At 73.4% G+C, this 24,432-nt stretch carries 20 protein-coding genes and 1 other RNA gene; 4 read left to right on the top strand and 17 right to left on the bottom strand.

The window, feature by feature from the left end; genetic code table 11:
- Positions 1–129: 129 nt before the first annotated feature.
- From ACFY15_RS25360 to ACFY15_RS25325, 8 genes are all read right to left on the bottom strand, one after another.
- Positions 130–411, bottom strand: a complete 282-nt coding sequence (locus ACFY15_RS25360) for an HU family DNA-binding protein (protein ID WP_007264399.1) — start codon at positions 409–411, stop codon at positions 130–132.
- A gap of 308 nt (positions 412–719) precedes the next feature.
- On the bottom strand, positions 720–2,156 hold the full coding sequence (locus tag ACFY15_RS25355) for an NAD-dependent malic enzyme (RefSeq protein ID WP_390687518.1): 1,437 nt from the start codon (positions 2,154–2,156) through the stop codon (positions 720–722).
- A gap of 442 nt (positions 2,157–2,598) precedes the next feature.
- The gene (locus ACFY15_RS25350; protein ID WP_390826094.1) at positions 2,599–4,905 is read right to left on the bottom strand and encodes a HelD family protein; all 2,307 of its coding nucleotides are present in this window, start codon (positions 4,903–4,905) and stop codon (positions 2,599–2,601) included.
- Between the two features lie 125 nt (positions 4,906–5,030).
- Positions 5,031–5,594: a CGNR zinc finger domain-containing protein gene (locus ACFY15_RS25345; protein ID WP_390687520.1), complete on the bottom strand. Its 564-nt coding sequence runs from the start codon at positions 5,592–5,594 to the stop codon at positions 5,031–5,033.
- Positions 5,595–5,684: 90 nt separating this feature from the next.
- Entirely contained in the window at positions 5,685–6,236 is a 552-nt protein-coding gene (locus ACFY15_RS25340) for a GNAT family N-acetyltransferase (protein WP_390687521.1), read from the bottom strand.
- Between the two features lie 9 nt (positions 6,237–6,245).
- The gene (locus tag ACFY15_RS25335) at positions 6,246–7,397 is read right to left on the bottom strand and encodes a uroporphyrinogen-III synthase (protein WP_390826093.1); all 1,152 of its coding nucleotides are present in this window, start codon (positions 7,395–7,397) and stop codon (positions 6,246–6,248) included.
- A 158-nt stretch (positions 7,398–7,555) separates the two neighbouring features.
- The gene (locus ACFY15_RS25330) at positions 7,556–8,977 is read right to left on the bottom strand and encodes a nitrate/nitrite transporter (RefSeq protein ID WP_390687523.1); all 1,422 of its coding nucleotides are present in this window, start codon (positions 8,975–8,977) and stop codon (positions 7,556–7,558) included.
- 97 nt (positions 8,978–9,074) lie between these two features.
- Positions 9,075–10,043, bottom strand: coding sequence for a LysR family transcriptional regulator (locus ACFY15_RS25325; RefSeq protein WP_390826091.1), 969 nt, complete (start codon positions 10,041–10,043; stop codon positions 9,075–9,077).
- Positions 10,044–10,127: 84 nt separating this feature from the next.
- Between ACFY15_RS25325 and ACFY15_RS25320 the strand changes: the two genes are divergently transcribed.
- Positions 10,128–11,606, top strand: a complete 1,479-nt coding sequence (locus ACFY15_RS25320; protein ID WP_390826090.1) for an MFS transporter — start codon at positions 10,128–10,130, stop codon at positions 11,604–11,606.
- A 121-nt stretch (positions 11,607–11,727) separates the two neighbouring features.
- Positions 11,728–12,849: an SH3 domain-containing protein gene (locus ACFY15_RS25315; RefSeq protein ID WP_390687526.1), complete on the top strand. Its 1,122-nt coding sequence runs from the start codon at positions 11,728–11,730 to the stop codon at positions 12,847–12,849.
- Positions 12,850–12,969: 120 nt separating this feature from the next.
- Here the strand turns inward: ACFY15_RS25315 and ACFY15_RS25310 are convergent, their stop codons facing one another.
- From ACFY15_RS25310 to ftsE, 6 genes are all read right to left on the bottom strand, one after another.
- Positions 12,970–13,518, bottom strand: a complete 549-nt coding sequence (locus ACFY15_RS25310) for a GNAT family N-acetyltransferase (protein WP_390687527.1) — start codon at positions 13,516–13,518, stop codon at positions 12,970–12,972.
- A 114-nt stretch (positions 13,519–13,632) separates the two neighbouring features.
- Positions 13,633–14,021, bottom strand: a transfer-messenger RNA (tmRNA) gene (ssrA, locus tag ACFY15_RS25305).
- Positions 14,022–14,122: 101 nt separating this feature from the next.
- Positions 14,123–14,608: an SsrA-binding protein SmpB gene (gene smpB, locus ACFY15_RS25300; RefSeq protein WP_390687528.1), complete on the bottom strand. Its 486-nt coding sequence runs from the start codon at positions 14,606–14,608 to the stop codon at positions 14,123–14,125.
- A gap of 18 nt (positions 14,609–14,626) precedes the next feature.
- Entirely contained in the window at positions 14,627–15,820 is a 1,194-nt protein-coding gene (locus ACFY15_RS25295; protein ID WP_390687529.1) for a S41 family peptidase, read from the bottom strand.
- A 67-nt stretch (positions 15,821–15,887) separates the two neighbouring features.
- Positions 15,888–16,874: a permease-like cell division protein FtsX gene (ftsX, locus tag ACFY15_RS25290; RefSeq protein ID WP_390687530.1), complete on the bottom strand. Its 987-nt coding sequence runs from the start codon at positions 16,872–16,874 to the stop codon at positions 15,888–15,890.
- 17 nt (positions 16,875–16,891) lie between these two features.
- Positions 16,892–17,581 carry a cell division ATP-binding protein FtsE gene (gene ftsE, locus ACFY15_RS25285; RefSeq protein WP_351887067.1) on the bottom strand — a complete coding sequence of 230 codons (690 nt, stop codon included), beginning with the start codon at positions 17,579–17,581 and terminating at the stop codon, positions 16,892–16,894.
- Positions 17,582–17,809: 228 nt separating this feature from the next.
- Between ftsE and ACFY15_RS25280 the strand changes: the two genes are divergently transcribed.
- Entirely contained in the window at positions 17,810–17,998 is a 189-nt protein-coding gene (locus ACFY15_RS25280) for a hypothetical protein (RefSeq protein ID WP_042810246.1), read from the top strand.
- Between the two features lie 109 nt (positions 17,999–18,107).
- On the opposite strand, the gene prfB is transcribed toward ACFY15_RS25280, so the two are convergent.
- Entirely contained in the window at positions 18,108–19,217 is a 1,110-nt protein-coding gene (gene prfB / locus ACFY15_RS25275; RefSeq protein WP_390687531.1) for a peptide chain release factor 2, read from the bottom strand.
- A gap of 319 nt (positions 19,218–19,536) precedes the next feature.
- Here prfB and ACFY15_RS25270 point away from each other — a divergent pair, with 319 nt between their 5' ends.
- Positions 19,537–20,565: an isopenicillin N synthase family dioxygenase gene (locus ACFY15_RS25270; RefSeq protein ID WP_390687532.1), complete on the top strand. Its 1,029-nt coding sequence runs from the start codon at positions 19,537–19,539 to the stop codon at positions 20,563–20,565.
- 215 nt (positions 20,566–20,780) lie between these two features.
- On the opposite strand, the gene ACFY15_RS25265 is transcribed toward ACFY15_RS25270, so the two are convergent.
- Both ACFY15_RS25265 and ACFY15_RS25260 read right to left on the bottom strand, forming a co-directional pair.
- Positions 20,781–22,052 carry a serine/threonine-protein kinase gene (locus tag ACFY15_RS25265; RefSeq protein WP_390687533.1) on the bottom strand — a complete coding sequence of 424 codons (1,272 nt, stop codon included), beginning with the start codon at positions 22,050–22,052 and terminating at the stop codon, positions 20,781–20,783.
- A 189-nt stretch (positions 22,053–22,241) separates the two neighbouring features.
- A complete protein-coding gene (locus ACFY15_RS25260) occupies positions 22,242–24,008 on the bottom strand; it encodes a serine/threonine-protein kinase (RefSeq protein WP_390687535.1) in 1,767 nt (588 codons plus the stop codon).
- Positions 24,009–24,432: the final 424 nt, after the last annotated feature.

Here is a 24,432-nt window from a genome sequence, read left to right as displayed (position 1 = left end):
CCCCTGGGAGGCCCTGGAAGGCCCGGGAAAGGCCTGAGGGCGGCCACCCCACCGGGGTGGCCGCCCTCGGCCGTTCTACGTACCACTGCCGTCCCGAGGGCCTGCGCGGCCCTCGGCACAAGGGCGGTACTACTTGCCCTTGGCGGCTTCCTTGAGCTTGGAGCCCGCGGAGACCTTCACGCTGTAGCCGGCCGGGATCTGGATGGGGTCGCCGGTCTGCGGGTTGCGCGCGGTGCGAGCCGCACGGTGGGTGCGCTCGAAGGTCAGGAAGCCGGGGATGGTGACCTTCTCGTCGCCCTTGGCGACGATCTCGCCGACGGTCTCGGCGAGCGCGGCCAGAACGGCGTCGGCGTCCTTGCGGGTCACCTCGGCGCGCTCGGACAGAGCGGCCACCAGCTCACTGCGGTTCATGTTGTACTCCCGTGTTCAACTTGCCTTAGAGGCGTGAGATCGAAGCCGATGCTGCCAGGGCCCTAGGACAGTCCCCGGACCCGGGTCTGAACGTCAGACCCTCTCGCCCGGTTACGCATCCTGCCCCCACCAGCGGCGGGAAAGCCAATCCGGCACCCGCCAGGGTCACACGAAAAGCGCCACAGTCACGCCGCAGTGACGCTCCGTCGCACCCGAGGCTCCGACGCCGATGCGGACCGCGCACAGTGCGGGCATCCCCGCAACCCTAGAGGCGCCCCGCCGGGCCCGCATCCCGCGACGCGCCGGGATCAGACCGTGGGGCCCGTCACAGCGGCCTTCTCGGCACCGGCCTGGGCCGCCTTGCGGACGGCGCCGGCGACGGCACCCGCGACCTTGTCGTTGAAGACGGACGGGATGATGTAGTTCGCGTTCAGCTCGTCCCGGCCGACGACGTCGGCGAGGGCGGTGGCGGCGGCCAGCATCATGTCGGTGTTCACGGTCCGGGACTGGGCGTCCAGGAGGCCGCGGAAGACGCCGGGGAAGACCAGCACGTTGTTGATCTGGTTCGGGAAGTCCGAGCGACCGGTGGCCACGACGGCGGCGGTCTGGCGCGCGACGGCCGGGTCCACCTCCGGGTCCGGGTTCGCGAGCGCGAACACGATGGCCCCCTCGGCCATGGCGGCGACGTCCTCGCCGGAGAGCACGTTGGGGGCGGAGACGCCGATGAAGACGTCGGCGCCGACCACGGCCTCCTTGAGGGTGCCGGTGTAGCCCTCGGGGTTGGTGTTGTCGGCGATCCAGCGCAGCGGGGAGTCCGGCGCGGCGTCGACCAGGTCGGGGCGGCCGGCGTGCACGACGCCGTGGATGTCGGCGCTGACGGCGTTCTTCACGCCGGCGGCGAGGAGCAGCTTGAGGATGGCCGTACCGGCGGCGCCGGCGCCCGACATGACGACCTTGACGTCCTCAACTGCCTTGCCCACGACGCGCAGTGCGTTGGTGAGGGCGGCGAGGACGACGATGGCGGTGCCGTGCTGGTCGTCGTGGAAGACGGGGATGTCGAGGGCCTCGCGCAGCCGGGCCTCGATCTCGAAGCAGCGGGGCGCGGAGATGTCCTCCAGGTTGATGCCGGCGAAGCCGGGGGCGATCGCCTTGACGATGGCCACGATCTCGTCGGTGTCCTGGGTGTCCAGGCAGATCGGCCAGGCGTCGATCCCCGCGAAGCGCTTGAAGAGGGCCGCCTTGCCCTCCATGACGGGCAGCGCGGCCATCGGGCCGATGTTGCCCAGGCCCAGGACGGCGGAGCCGTCGGTCACGACTGCGACGGAGTTGCGCTTGATGGTCAGGCGGCGCGCGTCCTCGGGGTTCTCGGCGATGGCCGTGCACACGCGGGCGACGCCCGGGGTGTAGATCATCGAGAGGTCGTCACGGTTGCGGATGGGGTGCTTGGACGACATCTCGATCTTGCCGCCGAGGTGCATCAGGAAGGTGCGGTCGGAGACCTTCCCGAGGCTGACGCCCTCGATGCCGCGCAGCTTCTCGACGATCTCGTCGGCGTGGGCGGTGGAGGTCGCGGCGATGGTGACGTCGATACGGAGCTTCTCGTGGCCGGAGGCGGTCACGTCGAGGCCGGTGACCGAGCCTCCGGAAGACTCCACGGCGGTGGTGAGCTGGGAGACCGCGGTTCCGCTCGCGGGCACTTCCAGGCGGACCGTCATCGAATACGAGACGCTGGGCGCCGTTGCCATGGCCGTGTTCCTCTTCTGTCCCTGGTTCTTCTGTGAGCACAGGGTCCCGCGCGGCGCCACCCGTTCGATGGCAGGTTCGGCAGGACCTGTTGTCCGATCGTCCCACCTACCAGCCGGTACAAGGTAACCAGCTACAAATTTCGGAAGAACACTTCCACCATACGAGATAACTCCGGGCGTTGGAATGGTGGGTCCACACAAAACAGGTCCGCGCCCCCCTTGAACGGAGGGCGCGGACCTGGTGTTCCGACTAAGACACCGACCCGCCATGCTCGCCTCGCGGCAAGTGGTCGCTCTAAGCGACGAAGGTTGGGCCCGGGGGCTTGGATCGAGCCGGTGTCGTACCCAGGCTAACAAAGGATCGCCCGAAGCGATCCCCCTCCCGCGAGTCGGACGGCGCCGTCACGCTCCCGGCCGCGGGCCGTTCGGCCTCAGGCCCGGATCAGGGGCACAGGAGCTCCGGCACCCCGTTCCCGTCCGGGGAGTCGCCCTCCGCCGAGACCACCGTCAGCTGCTGCGTGGCGCGCGTCAGCGCCACGTACAGCACGCGCAGGCCGGCCGGGGACTCCGCCGCGATCTCCGCCGGGGAGACCACCACCGTCGCGTCGTACTCCAGGCCCTTCGCCTCCAGGCTGCCCAGCGCCACCGCCCGCTCGCCCAGGCCGGCGAGCCAGCCCGCCGCCTCGGCGCGCCGGTCCATGGCCACGACCACGCCCACCGTGCCGTCCACCTGGCCCAGCAGCCGCCGGGTCTCCTCCCGCACCGCCGCCCCGAGGTCCTCCCCGGCGGTCGTGAAGCGGGGCTCCAGGCCCGTCGAGCGCACCGCCGTCGGCGGCTCCATCCCCGGCATCGCCAGCTCCAGCACCCGCGAGGCCACCTCGGCGACCTCGGCCGGGTTGCGGTAGTTCACCGTCAGCGTGAACCGCCGGCGCGGCCGGCTGCCCAGCGCCTCGTCACGGGCGGCGGCAGCCTCGTCGGGGTCCGTCCAGGAGGACTGCGCCGGGTCCCCGACCACCGTCCAGGTGCCCGTACGGCCCCGCCGGCCCACCATCCGCCACTGCATCGGCGTCAGGTCCTGGGCCTCGTCCACGATCACGTGCGCGTACTCGGTCCGCTCCGCCGCGATCCGCTCGGCGCGCTCCCAGGTGGTCTCCTCGCGGGTCGGCATCAGCTCCTCCAGCCCGCTGAGCTGGTCCAGCGGGTCCATCTCCCGCTTGCGCCTCGGCCGCGCGGGCGCGCCGAGGAGCTGCTGGAGCTCGTCGAGCAGCGCCACGTCGTGCACCGAGAGGGGCCCCGAGCCGTCCGCCCCGACCCGGCGCAGCGAACGCGCGAGCTGTCGGGTCTCGCGCGGGTTCAGGTCCCGGCGCGACCAGCGGCCCAGGCGCCGCTCGTCGGCCATGGCGGCCAGCACCCGGCGCGGGGTGAGCTCCGGCCACCAGGCGTTCAGGAAGCCGAGGAAGTCGTCCTCGGTGGAGATGTCCTCGTCGAAGGCGCTGCGCAGCTCGGCGGCCAGCTCCGGGTCGCTGTGCCGGCCGGACGCGCCGGTCTTCGCGTACAGGGCGTCCAGCAGCAGCTTGCGGGCGCGCGGGCGCAGCAGGTTCACGGGGGTGGTGCCGCCCAGCACGTTCTGCCGGATCCGGTTCAGCTCCGGGGCCTCCAGCTCGACGCGGCGGCCGAAGGCCACCACGCGCAGCCGCTCCGGGGCGTCGCCCAGCTCCAGCGCGCCGCGCACCGCCTTGCGGAGCACCTTGAGCATGCGGGAGGAGCCCTTGATCCGTGCCACGGCGGGCTCGTCGTACGTGCTCGCCTCGGCGCCGTCGACGAGGGAGCCGAGCGCCCGGATCGCGACCTGCCCCTCCTCGCCGAGCGAGGGCAGCACGCCCTCGGTGTAGGCGACGAGCAGCGGGGTCGGCGAGACGATCAGGATGCCGCCGGAGTAGCGGCGCCGGTCCTGGTAGAGGAGGTAGGCGGCGCGGTGCAGGGCCACGGCGGTCTTGCCGGTGCCCGGCCCGCCCGCGACCTCCGCGACCGAGGCGGCGGGGGCGCGGATCACCAGGTCCTGCTCGGCCTGGATGGAGGAGACGATGTCCCGCATGCTGTGCGTCCGGGCCCGCCCGAGGGCGGCCATCAGCGCACCGTCTCCGATCGCCGGCAGCTCCCGGCCGCCGAGGCTGGCGGTGATCTCGGGACGCATCAGGTCGTCCTCGACCCCGAGCACCTTGCGGCCCTTGGACCGGATCACCCGGCGGCGGATCACCCGGCCGGGGTCCTTGGGCGTCGACCGGTAGAACGGCGCGGCCGCGGGGGCGCGCCAGTCGATGACGAGCGGCGCGTAGTCGCTGTCGAGCACGCCGATCCGCCCGATGTGCAGGGTCTCGGCGATGTCGGCGGTGAGGTCGGGCCGGATCGCGTCCTCGGCGGGCTGGACGGAGGTGTAGGCGCCGTCGGGCCCCCGTTCCCCGTCCTTCCCGAGCACGAGGTCGATCCGCCCGAAGAGGAAGTCCTCGAACTCGTTGTTGAGCCGGTTGAGGTGGATCCCGGCGCGGAAGACCTGCGCGTCCCGCTCGGCGAGCGCGCCGGGCGTACCGACCTGGCCGCGCTTGGCGGCGTCGTTCATGAGGAACTCGGCCTCGTGGATCTTCTCCTCAAGGCGTCGGTACACCTGATCGAGATGCGTCTGCTCGACCGCGATCTCCCGATCGCGGACGGAATCCGCCGTGCTGTCGACAGCGGCATTCTGCGCGGCCACCAAGGCCCCCTTCTGACGTGCGTGGGCGACCGTCAACCGTACGCGAACCAGCCCCCACTCCGCACGCCCGGTCCGCGCGGCGGCCCCTCGGGTGTCGTTCCGCCCCGCGCGCCGCCGCGTACGGCCTATGCCACCGCGCCCCGCACCCGCCTCCTGTGCCGGGCCACGCGCTCCCGGTTGCCGCAGACCTCGCTGGAGCACCAGCGGCGGCGGTGGCCACGAGAAGTGTCCAGGTAGAGGCGGGCGCAGCCGTCACCGCCGCAGGAGCGGAGCAGGGCCAGGTCGCCGGGGTCGGTGAGGAGCTCCACCGCGTCCCGGGCCACCGTGGCCAGCAGGCCCGCGCATTCGACACCGCCGCACAGCTCCCGTACCAGGTGCCCCTCCCGGTCCCGTACCGCGCACACCCCCGGCGGGGGCCCCGCGGCGGCCGCGTTGACGCGGGCCAGGGCGTCCTCCTCCGGTCCCGCGCCGGCCAGTTCGGCCCGGACGAGGCGGTCGACGTCGCGGCGCAGCAGGCGGAAGGACTCGACCCAGTCGGGCCCGAGCCGGCCGAGCGGGGTGCGGTCGGGCACCAGCCCGGCGCCGACCAGCCACAGGCGCAGCTCGTCGCCGTCACGGAGGGCCTCGGCCCCTCGGGGAGTCCGGGTCGCCAGCAGGTCCAGACAGACCCGCCCGGAATCGAACCACATGGCCGTCACCGCCTCGGTCGCCGTGGGACGCCCTCCCAGAGTGCCGTCGCCGTACGCGAAGCGGAAGCCCCGTGCGGGGGGCCGTCGCGGCTACGGCGCAGGCGGCGGGTCGTCGTGCAGCACGCGCTGGAAGAGCCGGTGGTCGCGCCAGGCGCCGTTGATGTGGAGGTAGCGGGGTGCGAGTCCGCACTCGGTGAAGCCCGCCTTGGCCAGGACCCTCATCGAGGCGGTGTTGTCGACCAGGGTCTGGGCCTCGACCCGGTGCAGCCCGAGCTCGTCGCGGGCCGTGCGGCAGACCTCCTCCAGGGCGGCGGTGATCAGTCCGCGGCCCTGCCGGTCCTGGTCGATCCAGTAGCCGACGCCGCCGCTGAGCAGGGGCCCGCGGACGATGTTGCCGAGGTTGACCGCCCCGATGACCGCGCCGCCCGCCGGCTCGACGAGCAGGTACGGGAGCAGCCGCCCGGCCTCCTGTTCGGCGAGCATGCCCTCGATGCGGGCCCGCTGGGCGGCCTCGGTGTAGTACTCCTCGGGCCGCCAGGGGTCGTAGGGCGCCATGTACGCCCGGTTGCGGATCAGTACCTCGGTCAGCGCGGCGGCGTCGTCGACGGCCGGGCTCCTCATCTCCACCCCGTTGATGATCACGTGGGCACGCTAGCGGACGGTCCCCGCCGCGCTCCAGCCCTCGCCGTCACCGGGATCCAGCGAGAGCCGGTAGCCGCGCTTGACCACCGTCTGGATCAGGTTCGGCTCCCCGAGGGCGGCCCGGAGCCGGGCCATCGCCGTCTCGACGGCGTGCTCGTCGCGCCCGGAGCCCGGCAGGGTGCCCAGCAGGTCCGCCCGGGACACCACCCAGCCGGGCCGCCGGGCCAGCGCCGCCAGCAGGGCCATCCCGGCCGGCGGCACGGGGCGCAGCCGGTCGTCGACCACCACGGCGTGCCCCCGGATCTCCAGCCGGTGCCCCGCGACGGGCAGGACCCGTGCCCGGCCGGGGAGTTCCTGGCAGAGCAGCTGCACCAGCGGCCCGAGGCGGAAGCGCTCCGGCTGGACGGTGGCCACCGCCTCGCCCTGGAGCGGCAGCGCGGTCACCGGCCCCACGCAGGCCGCGAGCACCGGCCCCCGCAGCGCCTCCAGAACCGCCTCGCGCAGCCCCCGTTCCCCGGCCCGGGAGAGCAGGGAGGCGGCGGCGGGCGCGGAGGTGAAGGTGACGGCGTCCACCGCCCCGACGGCCACCGCGTCCAGCAGCCGGTCCAGCAGCGCAAGGTCCTCCGGCGGCATCCACCGGTACACCGGCACCGGCACCACCTCGGCCCCGCCGTCCCGCAGCGCCTCCACGAACCCGGGCAGCGGCTCGCCGTGCAGCTGGAGCGCGATGCGCCGCCCGGCGACGGGGCCGGCCAGCAGCCGGTCCAGCACCTCGGCCAGGGACTCGGACTGCGGGGACCAGGCCTCGACCAGCCCGGCGGCGCGTACGGCCCCCTTGACCTTCGGCCCGCGGGCGAGGAGTTCGGTGGTGCGCAGCCGCTCCAGGAGCCGCTCGCCGATCCCCCAGCCGTCGGCGGCCTCGATCCAGCCGCGGAAGCCGATCGCGGTGGTGGCGACGACGGCGTCGGGCGGGTTGTCGACGAGGTCCCGGGTGGCGGCCAGCAGCTCACCGTCGTCGGCGAGCGGCACGATCCGCAGCGCGGGCGCGTGCACCACCGCGGCGCCGCGCCGGCGCAGCAGGGCGATCAGCTCGTCCGCGCGGCGCGCGGCGGTGACTCCGACGGTGAACCCCGCGAGGGGCCCGTGCGTAGCGTCGTCCATCGTGGTGACCTGCCTTGCCCAGTGCGTCCGTCCCTGAAGCCGACGTCGGCGTCGGCCGGCCTCGACATGCCGGTAACCGAGCCTGCCAACCGGTCGTGTCGGGCTCGGTTCCGCCGTATTTCCGTGCCGTTAACCGCCTTTGGCCCTCCCGGGCCCCCTCACACGGAGGTGAGCTGGGGTTTCGTCCCGCTGTCGGCCGCCTCGGGGCCCGCGTGCGGGGCGGCGGGCCGGCGAAGGTATACCGCCCAGGTGACGGCGCAGCACACGGCGTAGAAGCCGAGGAAGGCGACGAAGGCCGTGGTGCCCTCCCCCGAAGCCGAGAAGGCCTCGCGGAAGGCCAGGTTGATGCCGAGTCCGCCGAGCGCTCCGACGGCGCCGATCAGGCCCATGGCGGCCCCGGACAGCCGCCGCCCCTGCGCGGCGGCCTCCTCGCCGCCGAGCCCGCGGGCGAGCGCCTGGGCCTGGAAGATGCCGGGGATCATCTTGTACGTGGAGCCGTTGCCCAGCCCGCTGAGCGCGAACAGGGCGGTGAAGCCGACGAGGAACACCGGCAGGGACTCCCGTACGGAGGCCAGGACGACCACACCGGTCGCCGCGGCCATCGCCACGAACGCCCCCAGGGTGATCCTCGCCCCGCCGAACCGGTCGGCGAGCGCCCCGCCGACGGGCCGGACGAGCGAGCCGAGCAGCGGGCCGACGAAGGTGAGGGACGCGGCCTGGAGCGGGGTGCGCCCGAACTGGGTCTGGAGGACGAGCCCGAAGGCGAAGCTGTAGCCGATGAAGGAGCCGAAGCAGCCGACGTACAGCAGGGCCATGATCCAGGTGTGCGGCTCGCGGACGGCTTCCCGGACCGCGCCCGCGTCGCCCCGGACGGGGGCCAGGTTGTCCATGCGGGCGAGGGCCAGCGCGGCGGCGGCCACGATCAGCGGGAGGTACGCGGCGAGCAGCAGCCGGGGGTGTCCGGCGCCGGCGGCGGCGATGACGAGGAGCGCGGCGAGCTGGACGACCGGGACGCCGATGTTGCCGCCGCCGGCGTTGAGGCCGAGGGCCCAGCCCTTCTTCCGGAGGGGGAAGAAGGCGTTGATGTTGGTCATGGAGGAGGCGAAGTTGCCGCCGCCCACCCCGGTCAGCGCGGCGACGGCGAGGAAGGTCCCGTACGGGGTGCCGGGTTCCATGACGACCAGTGCGGCCGTGGTCGGCGCGAGCAGCAGCAGGGCGCTGACGACGGTCCAGTTGCGGCCGCCGAAACGGGCGACGGCGAAGGTGTAGGGGACCCGGACCAGGGCGCCGACGGCGGTGGCGGTGGCGATGAGGAAGAACTTCCCGGCGGGGTCGATCCCGTAGGCGGGGCCCATGAAGAGCACCATCACGGACCACAGCGACCAGATGGAGAAGCCGATGTGCTCGGAGAGGACGGAGTAGAGGAGGTTGCGGCGGGCGGTGCGCTCACCGGTCTCCCGCCAGAAGGCCTCGTCCTCGGGGTCCCAGTGCTCGATCCAGCGGCCTCCCCGGCGACCGCGCGGGCCGTCCCCCCGGCTGCCGCCCCCTTCGTGCGGTGCGGTCCTCGTCGTAGCGGTCATCACACGCCTCCACAGCTGTCGCGTACGTGGCGACGACGCTAGGAACGGCGCGTTTCGGCCCCGGTCCCCGCCGGATGACCGGGGGGAAACCTTGCTCTCACCCGCCGCGGGCGCCGGATGTGAGACCTCCCGGGAGCCAGCTGTCCGGGGGGAGTTCCAGCCAGCGGTGGGCGTCCTGGAGTTCGGCGGCGGCGCGGGCGAGGGCGTCCAGGCCGGGGTGGCGCAGCCCCGCGCGCCAGACCATGGACAGCGGGGAGAGCGGTACGGGGTCCACGAGGAGGCGTTTGACGCAGCCGGGCATGTCGAGGAAGCCGATGGTGACCAGGACCGGGTTGCGGGTCTTGGCCATCACCCGCATGAACTCCTCCTTGCCCATCGCCACCGGCGCGGGCGGCGCCACCGCGATGCCCCGCCCGGCGAACAGCTCGTGGGCCAGCCGGGTCCACTCCAGGGTGCGCGGGTTGCCCGCCCCGGCGTAGACGGTCTCCCCGGCGAGCGCGTCGAGCGGTACGGATTCCAGCGCGGCCAGGGGGTGTTCCTCGGGCAGGAGGACGGCGAGGGGTTCGTGGCGTACGGGCAGGTGCGCGAGCCTGGCCCGCAGGGCGGGGTCCAGGCCTGCGACGTAGCCGAAGGAGACGTCGAGCCGACCCGCGGCGATCTCGGTGGCGGCGTGGGTGAGGCCGCTCTCGAAGCGGGCCATCAGCTCGTGGCCGGGGGCGAGTTCGCGGGCGCGCTCCAGGACGAGGCGGGCGGTGGTGGGGCCGTCGGTGTTGAGGTCGACGAGGAGGGCGGGGGGCGGCCCGGCGAAGGCGGCGGCCAGTTCCTCGTGGGCGCGGAGCACCTCGCGGGCGTGGGGCAGCAGGCGCACCCCGTCGGCGGTGAGCTCGACGGCGCGGGTGGTGCGGGTGAACAGGGTCGTTCCCAGGGCGTGTTCGAGCCGGCGGACGTCGCGGCTGAGGGCCTGCTGGGCCACGTAGAGGCGGGCGGCGGCGCGGGTGAAGTGCAGCTCCTCGGCGACGGCGAGGAAGCCGCGCAGCAGCCGGGGGTCCACGTCGGGGGAGGTCACCCGGAGAGATTAACAACAGGGTGGCGTGAATGGCCCCGGAACAGGTGTTGGACCAGTGCCGGGGCCGGGCCGCAGGCTCGTGGCATGCCGCAGGAAACCCCGCTCATGGCCGTCACGGGCACCACCCTCGTCCTGGCCGCCCCGACCCCGCCCCCGCTCGGACCCCGCGCCCGGACCCGCGCCGCGACCCCGGCCCGGATCCCGCTCGGACCCCGCGCCCGGACCCGCGCCGCGACCCCGGCGCCGGCCGCCGCCCCGACTCCCGCAGGGGCACACGCCCCGGAATCCGCCGGCACCCCGGCGCCGACGGCGGCCGCCCACGACCTCCGGGCCCCGCGCACGGCCGGCGCACCCGCCCCGGACCCCGCCGGACCCCGCGCCCGGTCCCGCGCGGGGACCCGTGTCCTCGGCCCCTACGCCCGGCTGTTCACCGTCCCCGGGGCGCGCGGGTTCACCGCCGGGAACCTGCTCGCCCGGCTCCCCATGGGCATGTTCGCGATCAGCGCGGTGATGATGATCGCCGGGCAGCGCGGCTCGTACGCCCTGGCCGGCGCGGTCACCGCGACCGGCATGGCCGCCACCGCCGTCGTCGGGCCGTGGACGGCCCGCCTCGTCGACCGGTACGGGCAGGCCCGGATCGCCGTGCCCGCCACGGTGATCGCCGTCCTCGGCTCGCTCTCCCTGGTCCTGTGCGTCCGTACGGAGGCCCCCGCCTGGACCCTGTTCGCCTCCTACGCGGCCACCGCCACCACCCCCAACATCGGCGGCATGTCCCGGGCCCGCTGGACGCACCTGCTGCCCCGCTCCGCGCACCACACCGCGATGTCCTTCGAACAGGCCGCCGACGAGCTGTGCTTCATGCTCGGCCCGGTCCTCGCCGCCTTCCTGTGCACCGCCGCCTTCCCGGAGGCGGGCACCCTCACCGGGGCGGCACTGCTGCTGACCGGCATGCTGGTGTTCACCGCGCACCGCGCCACCGAGCCCCCGGCCGGCGGGGCGCCCAGGGCCGCGGGAGGCCGGTCCCCGCTGCGCGCCCTGCTCCCGCTCCTCGGCCTCTTCCTCGCCACCGGCCTGGTCTTCGGTTCGATGGAGGTCACCTCGATCGCCCACCTCTCCGCCCTGGGCCTCGGCGGCACGTCCGGCCCGGTGCTCGCGCTCCAGGCGGCGGGCTCCTGCGTGGCCGGACTGCTGTACGGGGCGCGGCGCCCGAGGAGCCTGCGGACCTGCCTGGTCGCGCTGGCCGGGGCGATGACCCTGCCCTGGGCGGCGGCCGCCACCGGCTCCCTCGTCCCGCTGGCCCTGGCCCTGCTGCTGGCCGGGATGTCCACGGCGCCGGTGATGGTCACCGCGATGGGCCTGGTCCAGTCCCGCACCCCCGAGGGCCGCCTCAACGAGGGCATGACGCTGGCCGTCACCGCGATCCTCGCCGGAATCTCGGCCGGCTCCGCCACGGCGGGCCTGGCCGTCGACCGCCTCGGCACGGGGATGGCGTACCTCCTGCCGGCCGCCGCGGCACTGGCCGCACTGCTCATCGGACCGGCGACTCCGCGACCGGGCCGTTGATCGGGATTTCATCCGGCTGCCGGGTGACGCCGCTCGCGTGGGTCGCACCCTTCCCGGCCGCGATCGGCCATAACTGGGGAGGCCTTCCCCCAGCACCCTTCCCTTCGCGGAGGAACCCCCCTTGTCTGCTTCGCGTTCCGTCTCCTCGGCCCTGATCGTCGCGGCCGTCACCGCGTCCTGCCTGATGCCGGCCGTGCCCGCCCTGGCGGACTCCCCGCACGTCCGCTTCTCCCAGCCGTACGTCCCCTCCATCGCCCCCGGGAAGACGGGCCGCGTCGTCATCGCGGCCCTGAACGGGGCGGACCCGGCGCACAGCGGCACCTTCCGGATCACCGCCCCGGAGCGGACCACGTTCCCCGAGGCCCGGTTCTACTGGAACGGCCAGCGGGCGGGCGGCTCGTGCACCCGGTCCTCCGACGCGCGCCGGCTGACCTGCTCCGCCGGGACCCGCGCCGGCTTCGCCTTCCCGGCGAACACCCAGACCCGGCTGGCGGTTTCCCTCGCCGTGGACGCCGCCGCCCCGGAGGGCACGACGCTGGACGGCGGCGAGTGGTCGGACGGGGAAGGCGCACCGGCCCTCTTCGCCGTGGCCACCCCGGTGCGCGGCCCGAAGGGCGACGACGGCCCGCCCGGACACGACGGCCACGACGGCCACGACGGCAAGCCGGGCCACCACGGCAGGCCCGGCCGCCCCGGCCCCAAGGGCGACAAGGGAGACAAGGGAGACACCGGAGAGCGCGGCCCCAAGGGCGACCGGGGCGACACCGGCGACCGCGGCCCGAAGGGCCACACCGGCGACCGCGGCCCGAGGGGCCCCAAGGGCGACAGGGGCGACCAGGGCCCGGCCGGACCGCAGGGACCGCAGGGCGACCGCGGCCCCAAGGGGGACAAGGGAGACCGGGGCAAGCCCGGCGACTGCAAGTGCGGCAGCGGCCACGGCGGCAAGGACGAGCACCACGGCAAGGGCGGCAAGGACCACCACGGCAAGGGCGACCACCCCGGCGAGGGCGGCCCGAAGGCCCGCATCGTCACCTCCGGCCAGGGCCTCGGCATCCGCTCCGGCCCCGGCACGGGCTACGGGAAGACCGGCAGGATCGCGGCCGACACGGTCGTCGCGCTCCAGTGCAAGGTCGACGGCGAGCAGGTCGACGACAACGCGATCTGGTACAAGCTCGCCGACGGCCGCGGCTGGATCGCCGCCCGCTACGCCCTGAACCTCAACAAGGTCCCGTACTGTTCCTGACCGCACCCGACGGCCGCACCGCCGCTCCCCCGCCGCCCGCACCGGCGGCGGACCGGCCCCGGACCGGGCACGACGAAGCCCCGCGGCCGGCCGGCCGCGGGGCTTCGTCCGCACCACCCGTCACACGCGCTTCGCCCACTCCTCGCGCAGCATCCCGAAGAGCACGCGGTCGTAACGCTCCCCCGCCACCAGCACGGCCGCCCTCAGGCGCCCCTCCTCGCGGAAGCCGAGCGCCGAGAACGCCCGCACGGCACGCTCGTTGCCGCTCCAGGTGTCCAGCTCCAGCCGGTGCAGCCCGTACGCGCCGAACAGGTGGTCCACGAGCATCCGCGTCGCGTCCCGGCCGTGGCCGCGGCCCCAGAACTCCCGCTCGCCGATGGTGACGCCCAGTGTGGCCACCCCGAGGTAGGGGTCGAGGTCGCGGTAGTCGGCCATGCCGATGACCCGCCCGCTCGCCAGGTCCTCGACCGTGAACACGGCCGACTCCCTCGGCACGAGCCGCAGCATCCGCTCGAACGCGAGCCCGACCGCCTCGGCGGTGACCGGCCCGAAACAGGGATCACCGGCCGAGGCCAGGCGCACGACCTCCGGGTCGTTGCGCCACCGCAGGTGGTGCTCGGCGTCTTCGGCGCGCAGCGCGCGCAGTCTCACCAGGTTTCCTTCGAACATCGCGCCACCCTAATCGATCATGGACGCGGATCAAGGGCCCGCACGCCCTGCGGGCGCCGCACATGACGAAGGCCCCGCAGCCGACCGGCTGCGGGGCCCTCGCCCACATGGGATGAGTGGAGATGGCGGGAATCGAACCCGCGTCCAACGGTGCAGAAGCAGGGCTTCTCCGAGCGCAGTCCGCTGCGCTTTTCTCGGCCCCGGAGATCACACGGACAAGTCTCCGACGGGCTCAGTCACTGTTTGGTTTCCCTCCAGCCCCCGTGACCGGGGCTAGAGGTTTAGATCCCTTGTTGACGCCAGGATCCGGACCGGGACCACTTCCGGGCTGACGCTCCTCACAGAGGCTTCAGCTCACTGTTATTAGGCAGCGAGGGTGAAGCGGGAGTTATCGCTCTTGGAGTTGGCGATTATTTTTTGCGACATGTGGTTAGCGAGATCATTGCCGCTTCCTCGGCTCGCTTCCCCTGCATCGACATCCGCTGTCGAAACCGATCATCCCCATGTTGTCACTCTTGAATTAGGTACTGCTCACGCTGCGCCGCCCCCTGGGGGGTGGTGCTGACGCCATGGTACGCGAAGTGGCCCACCGCGTGCCAGGAGATTAAACCGTGCCCCGCTGCTTGCGGCGGATCGCGGAGATCGTCCGCTGGGTCTCGCGCGTGTCCTGCTTCTCGCGCAGGGTCTGGCGCTTGTCGTACTCCTTCTTGCCCTTCGCCAGCGCGATCTCGACCTTCGCGCGGCCGTCCTTGAAGTACAGGGCCAGGGGCACGACCGTGTGACCCGACTCCTCCGCCTTGCGCTCCAGCTTGTCGATCTCCTCGCGGTGCATGAGGAGCTTGCGCTTGCGGCGGGCGCTGTGGTTGGTCCAGGTGCCCTGGCTGTACTCCGGGACGTGGACGTTGTACATCCACACCTCGCCGCTCTCGACCGACACGAAGCCGTCGACCAGCGAGGCCCGGCCCTGGCGCAGGGACTTGACCTCGGTGCCCGTGAGCACGATGCCGCACTCGTAGGTGTCGATGATCGCGTAGTCGTGCCGCGCCTTCTTGTTCTGGGCGATCAGCTTGCGCCCTTTTTCCTTAGCCATAGTGCGGCCATTTTCGCACTACGACCCCACCCCGAGGCCACCCAATACCGCCCGCGCCCGCTCCTCGGCCCCGTCGCCGACGGCCAGGTCCGGGGTGATGCCCCCGCCGTCGAGGCTGCGGCCCGCCGGAGTGCGGTACGTGCCGACCGTCAGCTCCGCCACCGCGCCGCCCGGGAGCTGGGTCGGCATCTGGACAGAGCCCTTGCCGAAGGTGCGGGTGCCCACCGTCACCGCGCGGCCGCGGTCCTGAAGGGCGCCGGTGACCAGCTCGGCCGCGCTCATCGTGCCGCCGTCCACGAGGGTCACCAGGGGGCGGGCCGTGTCCCCGCCGGGGGTCGCGTACAGGGCGCGCTCGGAGCCGTGCACGTCGTACGTCGCCACGAGCCCGCCGTCCAGGAAGGCGGAGGCCGCGGTGACCGCCTCGGCGACCAGCCCGCCCGGGTTGCCCCGCAGGTCCAGCATCACCCCGCCGCCCGGCGGGGCCTCGCGGACGGCCTCCTTGACGCGCTCGCCCGAACCCCGGGTGAAGGAGGACACCTTGATCACGGTGATGCCGCCCGCGAGGCGGCGCACGGTCACCGGGTCGGCGCGCAGCTCCTCCCGGCGGACGGTCTCGGTGAGGACGGCGCCGTCCCGGCCGAGGCCGAGGACCACCGGAGTGCCGGCCTCACCGCGCAGCCTGGCCACCACGTCGGCCACGGGCAGGCCGCTGACCTCCTGCCCGTCGACGCTCAGCAGCCGGTCGCCGGCGCGCAGGCCGGCCCGGGCGGCCGGGCTGCCGGGCTGGACCCGGTCGACCTCGATGCGGCCGTCTGCGCGGCGCCCGGCCCAGAGCCCGACGCCGGTCCAGCGGCCGTCGAGGTCCTCGGCGAAGGCGGCGTACTCGCCCTGGTCGTAGACGGTGCCCCAGCGGTCGCCGCTGCGGCTGACCACCTCCTGGGCGGCCTTCTTCCCGGACTTCCCCTCGGCGACGGCCTCGGCGGCGGCCCGGGCGACGGCCTCCCGGTCGGCGGTGCCGGGCGCGGGAGCCGGCGGCAGGCTCCGCTGCGGCTCCTCGGCGCTCGCGAAGGCGGTACGGGTCTCGTCCCCCTCGGGGGACCCCCAGCACCCGGTGGCCGCGGCGGCGCCCACGGAGACGGCGAACAGCAGCGTCAAGAAGGCCCCGCGACGCACGTCACGGGGCCGGAGACAGAGAGCGGGCAGACCCGGCATGCGGCCGAGTCTAGGACAATCCCCTCCGCCGCAAGCGGGGTTGACCGCACACGCCGGAGGGCGCTCGTCACACCTTCAGGTACTTGCGCAGCGCGACGAAGGCCGCCAGGGAGGGCATCAGGAGGCCGATGACCAGGACCAGCGGGAGCTTGGTGAGGACCGCGTCCCAGCCGATGAAGTTGATCAGCTGGAGCTTGTCGCGGAGCCCGATGCCGTGGTCGATCACGAAGTACTGGCCCGCGCCCAGCATCGCGCAGGCGAAGCCGGCGCCGATGAGGCCGGCCACGGCCGCCTCCATGATGAACGGCACCTGGATGTAGAAGCCGGAGGCGCCGACCAGGCGCATGATGCCGGTCTCCCGCCGACGGCTGAACGCCGAGACGCGCACGGTGTTGACGATCAGCAGCAGCGCCACGATCAGCATGATCATCATGATGCCGAGGGCGGCCCAGTTGAGGGTGCCCAGCAGGGCGAAGAGGTTGTCGAGCTCGGTGGACTGGTCGGCCACCGACTGGACCCCGTCGCGGCCGGCGAAGGCGGAGGTGATGACCTCGTACTTCTCCGGGTTCTTCAGCTTGACCCGGAAGGAGTCGGGCATCTGGTCGGGGGTGACGACGGAGGCCAGGGCGGTGTGCCCGAAGCGCTCCTTGTAGTGCTTGTAGGCCTCGTCCGAGGACTCGTACATGACGGTCTGGACGAGGGGCATCTTCTTGAGCTCGCGCTCGATGCCCTGCTTCTGGTCGGGCGTGACGGCGCCCTTGGAGCAGGGCTTGCCGTTGCCGGCGGCGGGTGCGGCGGGGGTGCCCGGCGCCCCGGCCGCCGCCGGGGCACTGCCCGCGGCGGCGTCGATGGCGTCGTTCTTGGTGCAGAGGTAGACGGTGACGTTGACCTTGTCGTACCAGTACCCCTTCATGGCGCTGACCTGGTCCCGCATGAGCAGGGAGCCCCCGAAGAGGGCCAGCGACAGGGCCACGGAGATGATGACCGCGAAGGTCATGGTGAGATTGCGGCGGAGGCCGACGCCGATCTCCGACATGACGAACTGGGCGCGCATGGCGTCTCAGGTGCCTTTCAGTGCTGGTAGCCGTAGACGCCGCGCGACTGGTCGCGTACGAGTCGGCCCTGTTCGAGTTCGATGACGCGCTTGCGCATCTGGTCCACGATCTGCTGGTCGTGCGTGGCCATGATGACGGTGGTGCCGGTCCGGTTGATCCGGTCCAGCAGCTTCATGATCCCGACGGAGGTCTGCGGGTCGAGGTTGCCCGTCGGCTCGTCGGCGATCAGCAGGGCGGGGCGGTTGACGAAGGCGCGGGCGATGGCCACGCGCTGCTGCTCGCCGCCGGACAGCTCGCCCGGCATCCGCCCCTCCTTGCCGCCGAGGCCGACCAGTTCCAGCACCTGCGGGACGGCCTTGCGGATCTCACCGCGCGGTTTGCCGATGACCTCCTGGGCGAAGGCGACGTTCTCGGCCACCGTCTTGTTGGGCAGGAGGCGGAAGTCCTGGAAGACGGTCCCCAGCTGGCGCCGCATGTGCGGGACCTTCCAGTTGGAGAGCTTCGCGAGGTCCTTTCCCAGGACGTGCACCTGCCCGTGGCTCGCCCGTTCCTCGCGCAGGACCAGCCGCAGGAAGGTGGACTTGCCGGAGCCGGAGGAGCCGACCAGGAAGACGAACTCGCCCTTGGCGATGTCGAGGGAGACATCTCTGAGTGCGGGCCGGGATTGCTTCGGGTAGGACTTGGAGACGTTGTCGAATCGGATCACGGGTGCACCACGGTCGCCGGGAGTAGGTGTGCGTGACCATACGCGAACGGGCGCGGAGTGGGGACCCGGCATCCTGAGTTGCCCGATTTATCCCCGACTCCCGGGGGAGTCGGACCGCTCGTGCCCGGACGGGCCGCGCCGAATGCCGGCGGAGCTGGCACAGTGGTAGGGGGAACGGACTCGGTCCCCCTGCCGTTATGCGTCACGAGGGGACGAGAGGAGGAGCGCATGACAATTGACCGGCTCGTGTGCGCGAACTGCGCCGCACCTGTCAGCCAGGGCCGCTGCCCGGTGTGCCGGGCGAACCGGGAGCGCCTCCAGCAGGAAGGCCCCTTCGCAGGGCTGAATCCGATGGCGCTCATCGCGCTCATGGTGGTGCTGGTGGCCGCGCTGGCACTCGTGGCCCGGACCGCGTAGGCCGCGCCGCGTCCCGATCGCAGACGGTTCACAGGCGAAGAGGAAGGGCTCGGACACCCACGGTGTCCGAGCCCTTCCTCTCTGTTCTGTCGCGCGTCGCCGCCGTCGGCTAGGCGGTCTGCTCCTGCTGCTTGCGCCAGCGGATGCCGGCCTCCAGGAAGCCGTCGATCTCGCCGTCGAGGACCGCCTGCGGGTTGCCGACCTCGAACTCCGTCCGCAGGTCCTTGACCATCTGGTACGGGTGCAGGACGTAGGAGCGCATCTGGTTGCCCCAGGAGCTGCCGCCGTCCTTGAGGGCGTCCATCCTGGCCTGCTCCTCCTGACGGCGCCGCTCCAGCAGCTTGGCCTGGAGCACGTTCATCGCGCTGGCCTTGTTCTGGATCTGGGAGCGCTCGTTCTGGCAGGAGACCACGATGCCGGTCGGGATGTGGGTGATGCGCACGGCCGAGTCGGTCGTGTTGACGCCCTGGCCGCCGGGGCCGGAGGCGCGGTACACGTCGATGCGCAGCTCGGACTCGTCGATCTCGACGTGGTCGCTGGTCTCGACGACCGGCAGCACCTCGACGCCCGCGAAGGAGGTCTGGCGGCGGCCCTGGTTGTCGAAAGGCGAGATGCGGACCAGGCGGTGGGTGCCCTGCTCGACGGAGAGGGTGCCGTACGCGTACGGGGCCTTGACCACGAAGGTGGTCGACTTGATGCCGGCCTCTTCCGCGTAGGAGGTCTCGTAGATCTCCGTCGGGTAGCCGTGGCGCTCGGCCCAGCGCAGGTACATGCGCTGGAGGCGCTCGGCGAAGTCGGAGGCGTCGACGCCGCCGGCCTCGGCGCGGATGTTGACCAGGGCCTCGCGCTCGGCGTACTCGCCGGAGAGCAGGGTCCGGACCTCCATCTCGTCCAGCGCCTTGCGGACGGACACCAGCTCGGCCTCGGCCTCGGCCAGGGTGTCCGCGTCCTCCATCTCCTGCGCGAGCTCGAAGAGCACCGCGAGGTCGTCGATGCGGCCGCGCAGCGCCTCGGTCTTGCGGACCTCGGCCTGGAGGTGCGAAAGCTTGCTCGTGATCTTCTGGGCGGCGTCCGGGTCGTCCCACAGGGACGGCGCGGCGGCCTGCTCCTCGAGCACGGCGATTTCTGCCCTCAGCTTGTCGAGGTCCAGGACGGCCTCGATCGACCCCATGGTCGAGGAGAGGGACTTCAGCTCTTCGGAAACATCGACGACTGCCACGGGTCCAGCGTAGCCGGTCCGCGGACGGCCATCTCCGGCCAGGCCCGATGAACGTGTTCGAAGGAGGGTGGGTACGGGCGTACGCTCACCGTATGACCGTTCTACTCGTGAAGCGCCGCCATGTGGACCACATGCGTGTCACCACCACGAGCTGTCTGCCGCCGGACCTCGCACAAGCCTGATCAACCCGATCCGACTTCGGTCCTGTACGCGGCCACCGCCCGCCCGGCGCCATCCCTGCCGGCGGTCCGTTCCATGCTGCCCGCCGCCCCGCCATCTCCGGGGCACAGGACCCCGTGACATCCGAAACGGAGCCGTCATGCCGTCCGCGCACCCCTCCTCCAGCCCCTCCTCCTCTTCCCTCGCCGTGATCGACCTCTCCCGGGCCGACGACCCCGCGGAGCGGGACGACTTCCTCAAGCAGCTGCACGCCGCCGCCCGCGACACGGGCTTCCTGTACCTGACCGGGCACGGGATCACGGAGGCCGAGACCGCCCGCATCCTGGAGCTGACCAGGGCCTTCTTCGCGCTCCCGGAGGCCGACCGGCTGGGCGTGAGCAACCTGAACTCCCCGCACTTCCGGGGCTACACCCGCATCGGGCACGAACTGACCGGCGGGGCCTCCGACTGGCGGGACCAGCTGGACGTCGGCGCGGAGCGCCCCGCGCCGGAGGTCGGACCGGACGACCCCGCGTACCTGTGGCTGGAGGGCCCGAACCAGTGGCCGCCGGCGCTGCCGGAGCTGCGGCAGGCGGTGCTGGACTGGCAGGAGCGGCTGGCGGGGGTGGCACACCGGCTGCTGCGGGAGCTGCTGACCGCGATCGGGGCGCCCGCGGACTTCTTCGACGCGGCCTTCGCGGACCGGCCGCACCTGCACACGAAGCTGATCCGCTACCCCGGATCGGCCCCGTCGGGCGCGGACCAGGGGGTCGGCGCGCACAAGGACTACGGCTTCCTGACGCTGCTGCTGCAGGACGGGGTGGGCGGTCTCCAGGTCGTCCGGGACGGCGGCTTCGTGGACATCCCGCCGATGCCGGGGGCGTTCGTGGTGAACCTGGGCGAGCTGCTGGAGATCGCCACGGAGGGGTACCTGGTGGCCACCGACCACCGGGTGGTCAGCCCGCCGGGGGCGGTTGAGCGGTTCTCGGTGCCGTTCTTCTACAACCCGCGGCTGGACGCGGTGATCGACACCGTGCCCGGGGAGTACCTGCGGTCCGCGCCCGGGGTCGCGCACGACGCGTCGAACCCGCTGCACGCGGAGTACGGCCGCAACGAGCTGAAGGGCTGGGTCCGCGCCCACCCGGCCGTGGCCCGGCGCTGGCACCCGTCGCTCATCACGGCGGCGTAGCCGCGCCCGGGACGGGCCGGGGGGCCGGGGGCGCGCCGCTGCGCGGGGCGGGGCCCCGGCTCCGCGCCCGGTGCGCTCGGACGCCGCACGGGCCGGGACGTGTCCGGCCCCGCCGGCGTTCGAGGCCTGGAGGTACCCCCAGCGGCAGCCGGGGGAGGCTCCGGGGCGGGCCGGAGGCCCGGAAAGGGCACCCGCACCGCCGCGCAGGGCTTCCGCTACGGCCGCGACGGCTTCGAGTGGGCCGGGCCCGCGGGCCGGGGGGCCGGATCCTCGCCGGAGGCGGCGAGCCAGCCGCCGACCCCCACCGCCGCGGCCAGCGCCACCGCGGACGCCGAGAGGACCAGCCGCCGCTTGCGCACCGCCTCCGACCGGTGCCGGGCGGAGCCCGGCTTGTGCCCGCCGGCCGGCCGCGGCACGCGCGCGGTGCCCAGCGCCCCGCCCGCGAGCTCGTCCGGCGTCGGCACGCGCATGGAGGTGTGCGTGTCCCGGTTGGAGTCCGTCGCGGACCCGGGGACCAGCGGCACCACCCCCCGCCGGCGCACCGGATCCGCGGCGGCCGACTCCTCGGCGGCGGCCGGGGCCTCCGGTTCCTGCTCCGCGTCGTCCGGCTCGTCCACGTCCAGCGGCGGCAGCCCGGCCAGCAGCGGCAGCAGCTCCCGCAGCCGTACGGACAGCTCCGAGGCCCGCAGCCGCGAGGCCGGCGCCTTGGCCAGGCACTGGACGATCAGCTGCCACAGCTCCTCGGGGATCCCCGGCAGCGGGACCACGGTCTCGGTGACGTGCCGGCGCAGCACCGCTCCCGGGTGTCCCCCGCCGAAGGGGGTGAACCCGGCCAGGAGCTCGTACAGGACCGTGGCGAGGGCGTATATGTCGACGGCCGCCCGCGGGGGCAGGCCCTCCACTATCTCGGGGGCGAGGTAGTCCGGCGTCCCGATGATCCGCGTGGTCGGCGCCGCCGCGCGGGCCCCGGGCGGCGCGGGGGCCCGGCGGGGGTGGTCGATGAGCTTGGCCACGCCGAAGTCGGTGAGCAGCGCGGGGTGCGCGCCGCCCGGCCCGAGCGGGCCCTGCATGTCGAGCAGGACGTTCTCCGGCTTCACGTCCCGGTGGACGACGCCCGCGGCGTGCGCCGCGGCCAGCGCGTCGGCCACGTCCGCGACGATGGCCGCGGCCGCCTCGGGGGCCAGCCGCCGCTCGCGGTCGAGGCGGGTGCGCAGGTCCGTGCCGCGGACGAGGTCCATGACGAGGGCCAGGTCGTTGCCGTCGACGACCATGTCCCGGACGGAGACGATGTGCGGGTGCTCCAGGCCGAGCAGCGCGCTGCGCTCCTGGACGAACCGTCCGACCAGTTCCTGGTCGGACGCGAGGTCCTCGCGCAGGAGCTTGACCGCGACGGGCCCGTCCGGCCCTTCGCCCAGCCACACCGTGCCCGCGCTGCCGCGCCCCAGGATCTGGTGCGCTGTGTACCGGCTGCCGATCTTCCGTGCCACGACTGCTCCCTCAGCGGCTGGCGTAACGCCCCAAAGTTACGCGGCCGAATGGGTGCCCGGCGCTCCGGATCGCGGTGACCTTCACTTCTGCGGGCGAAATCACGCCCTGGATGTCGACAAATCTACGAAGTCGGCGCCGTGCGGGGCGAAAAGAGCCCCGCGCGGCACCGGCCCGAGGCTGCCGCACCGTCAGGAACCGGCGCTGGCGCCGCCGTTCGCCTTGTCGCCGATGGAGGAGACGAAGTCCACGGCGTCGCTGCCCCAGCTCCACACCTGGTCCCACCAGCCCTTGCCCGTGCCGATCCACTCCTGGAGCGGGGTCAGTTCCCAGATCAGCCAGCCGCCCACGAAGAGCAGCAGGAGCAGGACGAAGCAGCCCTTGAGGCAGCCGAGACCCGGGATGCGGACGGGGTTCGCGCTGCGGCGGGGCTCGCGCGGCGGGCGGGGCTCGCGCGGGGGCTGCTGCCGGGGCGGGCGCTGCGGCTGCTGCTGCACCGGCGGCTGCGGCTGCTGCCGGTACGGCGCCTGCTGCTGCGGGGGCGGCGGGGGCTGGTACGCCTGCGGCTGCTGGTACGGCGGGGGCTGCGGGGCGTACTGGGGCGGCTGCTGGTACTGCTGCTGCGGCGGCGGGGCCGGGCGGTACTGCGGCTGCTGGTGCTGCTGCGGCTGGTGCTGCGGGGGCGGCGGCACGGGCGGGGCCTGGCGCTGCGGGCGGCGGCGCAGGGGGTCCTCGGCCGGGTCGAGGTAGTGCATCTGCGTCTGCTCGTTGCGGTCCCGCGCGGCCCGCATCTGCGACTGCCACGGGTGCGGGGCGTCGGGCCGCTGCACCGGCGGCATGACGGAGGTCGGGTCGGGGGCGCCCTGCGCCCCGCCGCCCGGCCCGCCGGCGACGGGCGGCAGCACGGTGGTGGCATCCGCCCCGTCGACGGGCGGCAGGACGCTGGTCATGGCGTTCGGGTCGTAGTCGCCCGCCGCCACGGGCGTCGCCTGCGTCGGCGCGGTGCTCCCGGGCAGCTGCGGGGCGGCGGCCGGGACCGGCGCGGGCGAGGGGTCGGGCGCGAGCAGCGCGCCGACGCCGAGCGCGGCCTCGACCTCGTCGGGCGACGAGTGGACGCGGATGCCGGCGGCGACCACGCGCAGGCCGCGGGCCAGGCTCTCCGCGCTCGGGCGCTCGTCGGGCTCCTTGCGCAGGCAGCGCTCGACGACGATCCACAGCGCCTCCGGCACGGACGAGGGCCGCTGCGGGTCCTCGCTGAGGTGGCGGTGGAGCACTTCGAGCGCGGTGCCGCCGGCGAAGGGCGGGCGGCCGGTGAGGAGCTCGTACAGGAGGATGCCGGCGCCGTAGATGTCGACGGCGGAGGTCTGCGGGCGGCCCTCGGCCGACTCGGGGGCGACGTAGGCGGGGGTGCCGACGAACTCGTGGGTGCGGGTGAGGCCCGGGGAGTCGGCGAGGCGGGCGATGCCGAAGTCGGTGAGCATCGGCTTCATCTGGCCGTGGCTCTCGTCGAGCAGGACGTTGGCCGGCTTCAGGTCGCGGTGGACGACGCCGTCGGCGTGGCTGGCGGCGAGCGCGTCGGCGATCTGCGCGGTCAGCAGGGCCGCGGCGACCGGGCTGAAGGGGCCGTTCTGCCGGATGTACTTGTGCAGGTCCGGGCCGTCGACCAGGTCCATGACGAGGGCGAGGAGGTCGCCCTCGACGACGAGGTCGCGGGTGCGGACGATGTTGGGGTGCGTCAGGCGCAGCAGGACGGAGCGTTCGCGCAGGAAGCGCATGACGATGTCCGCGTCCTGGGCCAGCTCCTCCTTGAGGACCTTGATGGCCACGGTCTCGCCGGGCTGGCCGGCGACGGCCGCCTCCGCGCCGGCGGCCTCCCTCTGGCGGGCACGCCAGACGGTGCCCGTGGCGCCGCGTCCGAGCGGCTCCTCGAGCAGGTACTTGCTGCCGACTGGCCGCACGTCTCGCGCTCCCCTGCTGTCGTTTTCCGGCTGAGTCCGCCGAGTGGGTTTCCCGAAGGGTTCCGGATGGGTTTCCGGCCCAACTCTAGGGGGTGTCTCCGTGGAGGACGCGGGTCACGGGAGGTTGGTTGCCGCACATTTGTGCGAAGGGTGAGTTTTGCGGCGTATGCCTGAGGGTCTTTTCCCCGGAATCACCTCGGCATTCGCTCGATCGGATGGCCGATTCCTTGCGGTGATCGGCGGCGGCCGTCATCGATCAAGATCATTTGTTGGCGGGCGCCGGGCGTGTTGCGGGTGACAGGTGCGAGGATGCACCCGTACGGAACGGCAGGGACGGGAGCCCCGCCTTCCGGCTGACCTGAACGGACGAAACGTCCGTGCCGGGCGGGGGGTTGACCGGGCAGACATGTCCCGCCGCACCCCG

The organism is Streptomyces sp. NPDC001373, assembly GCF_042895815.1.
Classification (GTDB): Bacteria; Actinomycetota; Actinomycetes; order Streptomycetales; family Streptomycetaceae; genus Streptomyces.
Note: the sequence above shows the minus strand (reverse complement) of the source record. Positions and strands in the feature narration are given on the sequence as shown.